Here is a 7,047-nt window from a genome sequence, read left to right as displayed (position 1 = left end):
TCTTTAGGCTCTAAAATAGAGGCTCCATAATTTTTCTTCTTTAAGGCACGTTTACATAGTTCAATGCCTGTTAAGATCTGCAATGCCTTTACGTGTTTTATTCCCTTTATTTCCATTAAATCCTCCACTCTTAAATCAAACAGTTTTTCTAGGTTGTCACACTTACACATTACATCCTTTGCCAAATCAAATACACTTCGATTCTTACTTCCACTTTGTAGAAGCAGCGCCAAAATCTCCAAATCACTTAGAGATTCCAACCCATAGCTTAATGCTTTTTCTCTGGGTCTTAAATTAGTTTCTAATTCTTTGATCTTCATATTATATAAATACGAAAAATAATTGAAAAACTATTAAAAAGTTTTGAAGTTTTTTGATATTTTGATCCATTTACACATAAACCTAGAAAAAAAGATTGAAAAGATCATACGTATTGAACAATCATTTTCAATCATTTGTACAAATATTCATTAGGTTTTAGCAACACAGCTCTGTAGGAAATTTAGTACAATTATCCATCAAATTTATGCCAGAATTAGGCCAAGCACAAAAAAAGTCCTTTATGTAAAGGACTTATAGACATATGGGGCGGCTGACGCGATTCGAACGCGCGAATGACGGAGCCACAATCCGCTGTGTTAACCACTTCACCACAACCGCCATAAAGTGCGCCTGGATATTCTTTCCATGTGCTTGTCTATTGTACCCAATTTAATGACGAATGTAAAGAACATTTTTTACTTTTTGTTTCACTTCCGTCTTTCAATTTTTGAAAAACTGGAACATTTGGTTTACTAAACCACATCAACCTCTACGCACTCGAATTTGGTCCTGCGGTTGTACATTCCCTATCAACAAAGGGCTTTCTGGATCGTGTAATCGAACATTTTCTTCTATTCTTTTTTCATCAAAATTGGCATAACAGTATTTACAATAATGACGACACGTGTTGTATTGTCCGATATCGACCATTTCAACACAACCGCAGTCACGAGCTTTCCATTTTTTAAACTTTGTCCCGGTAATCAGAAAAGCCTCTTCGACTGACATACATACATCTTTACGAAAGCCATACTCACAAAGATCTCGCTGTTCAAAACATGTCTGAACACTCATACCATGCTCTTTGGCAATATAAGAAAAAGAAGTACCGATCAACTTGTAATCGGCGTCCGTAACTCTTTGGTTTGTAATTCGGTTTGATGCTTTCTGACATTTTTATAGTCATCTACAAACGATACGATAATTCGATCCACATATCCCTCTAATTCCATACACATCTTTTCAAAAGCTTTTATGTGATATTTCACATCGTATCTTTCGTTTAATAAGATAGGATCATATCGAACCAGTGGTTTAGACTCTTTAGAAAGCTTTGAAAGCTTACGGATGGCATTCAAAATCAGTCTTTTATCTGGTACATAAGGTTCAATATCTTTATGGTAAGGCGTAAAGGTGACTTGAAAAAGAAATGGTTTTTGCAGTGTATGCAAAGAATCTAGAATCGGTAATGGATTCTTAGTACAAAAAACGATCAAATCGATATTCTCTACATTAATTCGAGAGATAGAACATGGATTGAAAGGATTCCGGACAAGAAAATATCCTTCTTTCATTCGATTTAGAAACCATGGTGTATAAAAAGCTACAATATCTGTTCTTCCACTTACGTTGATAATCATAAAGTCATTGTAAATAGTTCTTATGAAAAATTCAAATTATCTCTTTTATCTTTCTATGATTCTTCAAAAATAGCACGCTAAAGATAATATCCTCCAGTGATTTAAACATCATGTTTATAAACAACAAACTGATCAAAACCGCATATACAATTCATAGTAAAAACTCTTGATTCAATTTGATCATGAAAGCTAAAGAAACTTTGATTTTGATGAATAAAAAAAGAACTTCATCTGAAGTTCTTCAATTTAAAAGTGGAGCAGGTGATGAGAATCGAACTCACGTAGTCAGCTTGGAAGGCTGAAGTTCTACCATTGAACTACACCTGCACAAAAATAAATGGCGGTCCAGATGGGACTCGAACCCACGATCTCCTCCGTGACAGGGAGGCATGTTAACCACTACACCACTGGACCAAATTTAGATATTCAATAAAATGGCGGAGAAGGAGAGATTTGAACTCTCGCGCCAGTTTCCCGACCTATACCCTTAGCAGGGGCACCTCTTCAACCACTTGAGTACTTCTCCAAGTTTTAAGATCAAGAACGCTACTCATCAGCGCTTATTTATATTACCATGATACCTGTGCTATTGCAACACTTTTTATAAAATTTTTTTAATTTTTTTTAGCTGATCGACTTCATACGTTGGCATACACGTATTTGTAGCTGTTTTATGCGATGGATTAAACCAGATCGTCTGTATATTCGCATTGATACCTCCCTGAATATCAGCCTGTAAAGAATCGCCGATCACGATTGCCTGCTCATTAGAAATTCCCTGTTCATGTAAACAATGCATAAAAAATTGTTTCGATGGTTTTTGATGACCGATCTTCTCTGAAATATAAAAAGCATCCATATATTGATAAAACCCTGACAGCTGTAAACGATGGATCTGTTGTTCATAGGGTGCATTGGAAGCTGCACAGATCACATACTTTGATTTTAAATACTCTAAAAGTTCTCCGGCTCCTTCTACAGGAATAGCATATTCATGAAGACCTTCGACAAATTTCTTTTCAAGCGTAACCCCATCAAAAGGAATGCCAAGAACCTGAAGAATTGTTTTCCAACGGATTTGGTAATGCTGCTCCTTTGTCAAAACACCATCTTCAATCTGTGTCCAGAGCTTAGAATTGATCTCTAAAAACACCGGAAAAACCGTGTCCTTTGAAAAAGGCAGATGAAAATACGCAAACGCATCTTTCATAGAAGCTAAAGCGCATGCATTAAAATCAAGTAATGTGTTATCTACATCCAATAAGATCGTTGTAAGCATACGATAAGTATAATAAAAAAACGACTAGAATTCTAGTCGTCATGTACATGGATTCGATTCATTGCACGAACCAGTGCCAAGTTGGCACGTTTCATATTTGTCGCGCTGTCTTTTTTGTCTATGCGATCTCTTGCCCGCCTATAAGCTCTCTTGGCGCGTTCAATATCGATATCGCCTTTACCTTCGATTGCATCCGTCAACAACATGGCTTCATTTTTTTCTAAATGAAAGAATCCGCCTGACAGGGCATATTCCAATCTTGTATCTGACTCATCGACTAAAACAAGTTCACATGGAAGGATTGAAGCAAAAATCGGCATATGATTGACCAGAACTGTCATTTCTCCTTCAACACTTGTTAAATGAATGCTCTTCACCTTTTTTTCAAGATAGCGCCCCCTGGGAGTAACGATTTTCAAAGAAATCATATTACTCACCAGCTAACTGTTCTGCTTTTTTTACAGCTTCTTCCACAGTACCTACAAACATAAATGCCTGTTCGGGAAGATCATCAAATTCACCTGCAAGTATGCGTTCAAAAGAGCGAATTGTATCTTCTAAAGGAACATATTTACCGGGAATTCCCGAGAAAACTTCTGCAACATTAAACGGTTGTGACAAGAAGTTACGAACACGTCTGGCACGATTCACAATTTGCTTATCGTCTTCACTTAATTCATCCATACCTAAAATCGCAATAATATCTTGTAATTCTTTATATCTCTGCAGGATACTTTGAACGCCACGAGCTACTTTATAGTGTCTGTCTCCTACAACAAGCGGATCCAAAATTCTTGAGTTGGATTCCAGAGGATCTACTGCCGGATAAATTCCTAAAGCGGCAATATCTCTGTCCAATACCGTTTTGGCATCCAAATGCGTAAATGCAGTCGCCGGAGCTGGATCGGTTAAATCGTCGGCCGGCACATAAATGGCTTGTACAGAAGTAATTGAACCCTCATTGGTGGAAGTAATACGTTCCTGAAGCTGTCCCATCTCCGTTGCCAGCGTTGGCTGATAACCTACAGCACTTGGAACACGTCCTAAAAGAGCACTTACTTCTGATCCTGCCTGGGTAAATCGAAAGATATTGTCAATAAATAATAAAACATCTTGATGATCCTGATCGCGGAAATACTCTGCCATAGTAAGACCTGTCAGACCTACACGCATTCTGGCTCCCGGACTTTCATTCATCTGTCCATATACAAGAACAGTCTTATCAAGGACACCACTATCTTTCATCTCATGGTACATATCATTTCCTTCACGAGTTCTTTCTCCAACACCAACAACAACGGACTTTCCACCATGTTCTTTGGCAATGTTATGAATCAACTCCTGAATCAGAACAGTTTTACCTACACCGGCACCACCAAATAAACCAATCTTCCCTCCTTTTACATAAGGGCAAAGAAGATCAATTACTTTAATTCCTGTTTCCAGAGGAACGCTGGTCGTGCTTTGTTCATCAAAAGCAGGTGCTTCTCGATGAATCGGCGCATAGCTGACATTCTTTACTTCACCTAAACCATCAATCGGACGCCCGAGCACATTAAACATACGTCCCAGTACTGCCTGTCCTACCGGAGCTTGAATTGGTTTACCGGTATCAATAGCTTCCATACCACGCACCAAACCATCTGTACTTCCCATGGCTATACAACGAACGCGATCGGCACCAATACCTTGCTCAACTTCAACAATTAAGCTCTCCTCGTCTTTTCTTTTAATTTCAATTGCGTTCAAAAGGTCAGGTAAACGATCCTCATCAAATTGTATGTCGACAACAGGACCGATGATTTGTACAACTTTTCCAATATTTTCTGACATTTTCTACCTCCTAAACTAATGCATTGGCACCGCCAACAATTTCAGTAATTTCTTGTGTAATAGCAGCCTGACGAGCTTGGTTAAATGCCAGTTCCAGAGTTGCCTGTAACTCATCGGCATTGTCCGTTGCGCTTTCCATTGCCATTCTTCGTGAAGCTTGTTCACTCGTTTTACTCTCTAACACCTTAGAAAACAAAATGGATTTGGCAGCCATAGGTATTACATCTTTTAACATACTTTGCTGGTCCGGTTCGAAAATCATTTCCGCTTTCGCTATATGCTCCTTCTCTTCCTGTTTGGATACTGGAAGAATGGTTTCTAAAGTAGGAACAAAGGTTAATGTATTTTTATAATGTGTATATAAAACTTGTATACTTGAAATTTCTTTTTGTTCATAAAGTTGTAAGGCTTCATCCATTTTTGTTGCCAAAGATGTATACACATTGTCTTCATTTAATTCAGGCAAAGAATCATAAACACTGTAATCCCGATTTTTGATCCAGTTTATCCCACGAGAGCCAATCATTATGATCTTGTCATCTTTAGAAATATGGCTTTGGATCATTTTGTGGATGTTTGCATTGTATCCTCCACAAAGTCCCATATCGCTGGTTACAACAAAAATCAATTTGGGTTTAGAAACATCCGAATTAAGATAGATAGAATTCTTGTGAGCCGAATATAATACCAAAGTCAAAAGCGTCTGTAAACTATCCGCATATTCACGATTCTCTTCCATTCTTTGTTTTTGTTTAGTTAACTTACTGGAAGCTACCAGCTGCATAGCTCTGGTAATTTTTTTGGTTGATTCTACGGACTTAATTCGGGCCTGTATTGCTTGTCGAGTCTGCGCCATAAATTAGGCACCCTCTGTCGCAAAAAAATTCTTAGAATATGCATCTAAAGCGGTTTTCATTTGTGTCTCTAACTCATCATCCAATTCCTTCTTGGTCTCAATCTGATCGAAGATAAAAGGATATTCTCTATGGGCAAATGCAAGCAGTCCGGCTTCAAAAGCTTGTACTTTTTCCACAGGCACCTCTTTTAAGTACTTATGCTTAGCAGCATACAGAGAAAGGATTTGTTCGCTGACACGTAAAGGTGCATACTGTTTTTGAATCAACAATTGAATCAATCTGGCACCATGCTCCAAAACTTCCTTTGTGGCGGCATCTAGATCAGATCCAAATTTTGAGAATGCTTCCATTTCTCGATATTGTGCCAATTCCAGTTTTAAAGATCCGGAGACTTGTTTCATGGCTTTGATTTGTGCGGCAGAACCAACACGGCTCACTGAAAATCCGGAATCTACACTTGGTCGAATCCCTTGATTAAACATATCTGTTTTTAAGAAAATCTGTCCATCGGTAATGGAAATGACATTCGTCGGAATATAAGCTGAAATATCACCAGCTTGCGTTTCGATAATTGGCAAAGCCGTCATAGAACCATTTCCATAATTCTCATTTAGACGAGCAGCTCTCTCTAATAAACGAGAATGCAAATAGAAAACATCACCCGGATAAGCTTCACGTCCCGGTGGTCTTCTTAAAAGTAACGACATGGTACGATAAGCTACCGCATGTTTGGATAGATCATCATAAACAATCAGGACATCCTGACCATTTTCCATCCATTCTTCCCCCATGGCACAACCGGCATAAGGAGCTAAATATTGTAAAGGGGCAGGCTCACTTGCCGTAGACACAACAATTGTTGTGTATTCCATTGCCTTATGCTGTTTCAATTTTTCGACAATTTGAGCTACCGTACTTGCCTTTTGTCCGATCGCAACATAGATACATTTTACATTTTGATCTCTTTGATTAATAATCGTATCGATTGCGATAGCGGTTTTACCTGTCTGACGGTCACCAATGATCAACTCACGTTGTCCTCTACCGATAGGGATCATAGAATCAATAATTTTTAGACCTGTCTGTAAAGGAACGGAAACACTTTTCCTTGTCATAACACCCGGTGCTACTCGTTCTACCGGACGCGTTTGGGAAGTCTCTAAACTTCCTTTCCCATCAATTGGCTGTCCCAGCGCGTTAACAACACGTCCTATCAGGGCATCTCCAACAGGGACTTCAACTATGTGACCTGTTCGTTTAACCAGGTCACCTTCTTTGATATCGTTGTTCTCTCCCATGAGCACGACACCGACTTGCTCATCCTCTAAGTTCATGACCATGCCGTAAACATCATGAGGAAACAGCAGCAACTCACTCATCATCGCATCTCTAAGTC

General features: G+C 38.7%; 6 protein-coding genes, 4 tRNA genes and 1 pseudogene. All 11 read right to left on the bottom strand.

Annotated elements, in window-relative coordinates:
- Positions 1–320 (bottom strand): UPF0758 domain-containing protein (locus U0M88_RS09560; protein WP_331869662.1); only part of this gene is annotated, 320 nt, incomplete at its 3' end.
- 264 nt (positions 321–584) lie between these two features.
- Positions 585–660 (bottom strand) — tRNA-His (locus U0M88_RS09555).
- Positions 661–804: 144 nt separating this feature from the next.
- A pseudogene (locus U0M88_RS09550) lies at positions 805–1,682 on the bottom strand (DUF1848 domain-containing protein).
- A gap of 253 nt (positions 1,683–1,935) precedes the next feature.
- Positions 1,936–2,009, bottom strand: a tRNA-Gly gene (locus U0M88_RS09545).
- An 11-nt stretch (positions 2,010–2,020) separates the two neighbouring features.
- Positions 2,021–2,096 (bottom strand) — tRNA-Asp (locus U0M88_RS09540).
- 21 nt (positions 2,097–2,117) lie between these two features.
- Positions 2,118–2,208 (bottom strand) — tRNA-Ser (locus U0M88_RS09535).
- 75 nt (positions 2,209–2,283) lie between these two features.
- Positions 2,284–2,961 (bottom strand): YjjG family noncanonical pyrimidine nucleotidase, encoded by a 678-nt coding sequence (locus U0M88_RS09530; RefSeq protein ID WP_168965694.1) that lies wholly within the window; start codon positions 2,959–2,961, stop codon positions 2,284–2,286.
- A 32-nt stretch (positions 2,962–2,993) separates the two neighbouring features.
- A complete protein-coding gene (atpC, locus tag U0M88_RS09525) occupies positions 2,994–3,389 on the bottom strand; it encodes an ATP synthase F1 subunit epsilon (protein WP_117445284.1) in 396 nt (131 codons plus the stop codon).
- A gap of 1 nt (position 3,390) precedes the next feature.
- Positions 3,391–4,794, bottom strand: coding sequence for a F0F1 ATP synthase subunit beta (gene atpD, locus U0M88_RS09520; protein ID WP_117445283.1), 1,404 nt, complete (start codon positions 4,792–4,794; stop codon positions 3,391–3,393).
- Positions 4,795–4,804: 10 nt separating this feature from the next.
- Positions 4,805–5,650 (bottom strand): ATP synthase F1 subunit gamma, encoded by an 846-nt coding sequence (gene atpG / locus U0M88_RS09515; RefSeq protein ID WP_331869661.1) that lies wholly within the window; start codon positions 5,648–5,650, stop codon positions 4,805–4,807.
- A gap of 3 nt (positions 5,651–5,653) precedes the next feature.
- On the bottom strand, positions 5,654–7,047 hold a 1,394-nt coding region (atpA, locus tag U0M88_RS09510; RefSeq protein ID WP_331869660.1), incomplete at its 5' end, for a F0F1 ATP synthase subunit alpha.

The organism is Faecalicoccus sp., from assembly GCF_036552745.1.
Lineage (GTDB): Bacteria > Bacillota_I > Bacilli_A > Erysipelotrichales > Erysipelotrichaceae > Faecalicoccus.
Note: the sequence above shows the minus strand (reverse complement) of the source record. Positions and strands in the feature narration are given on the sequence as shown.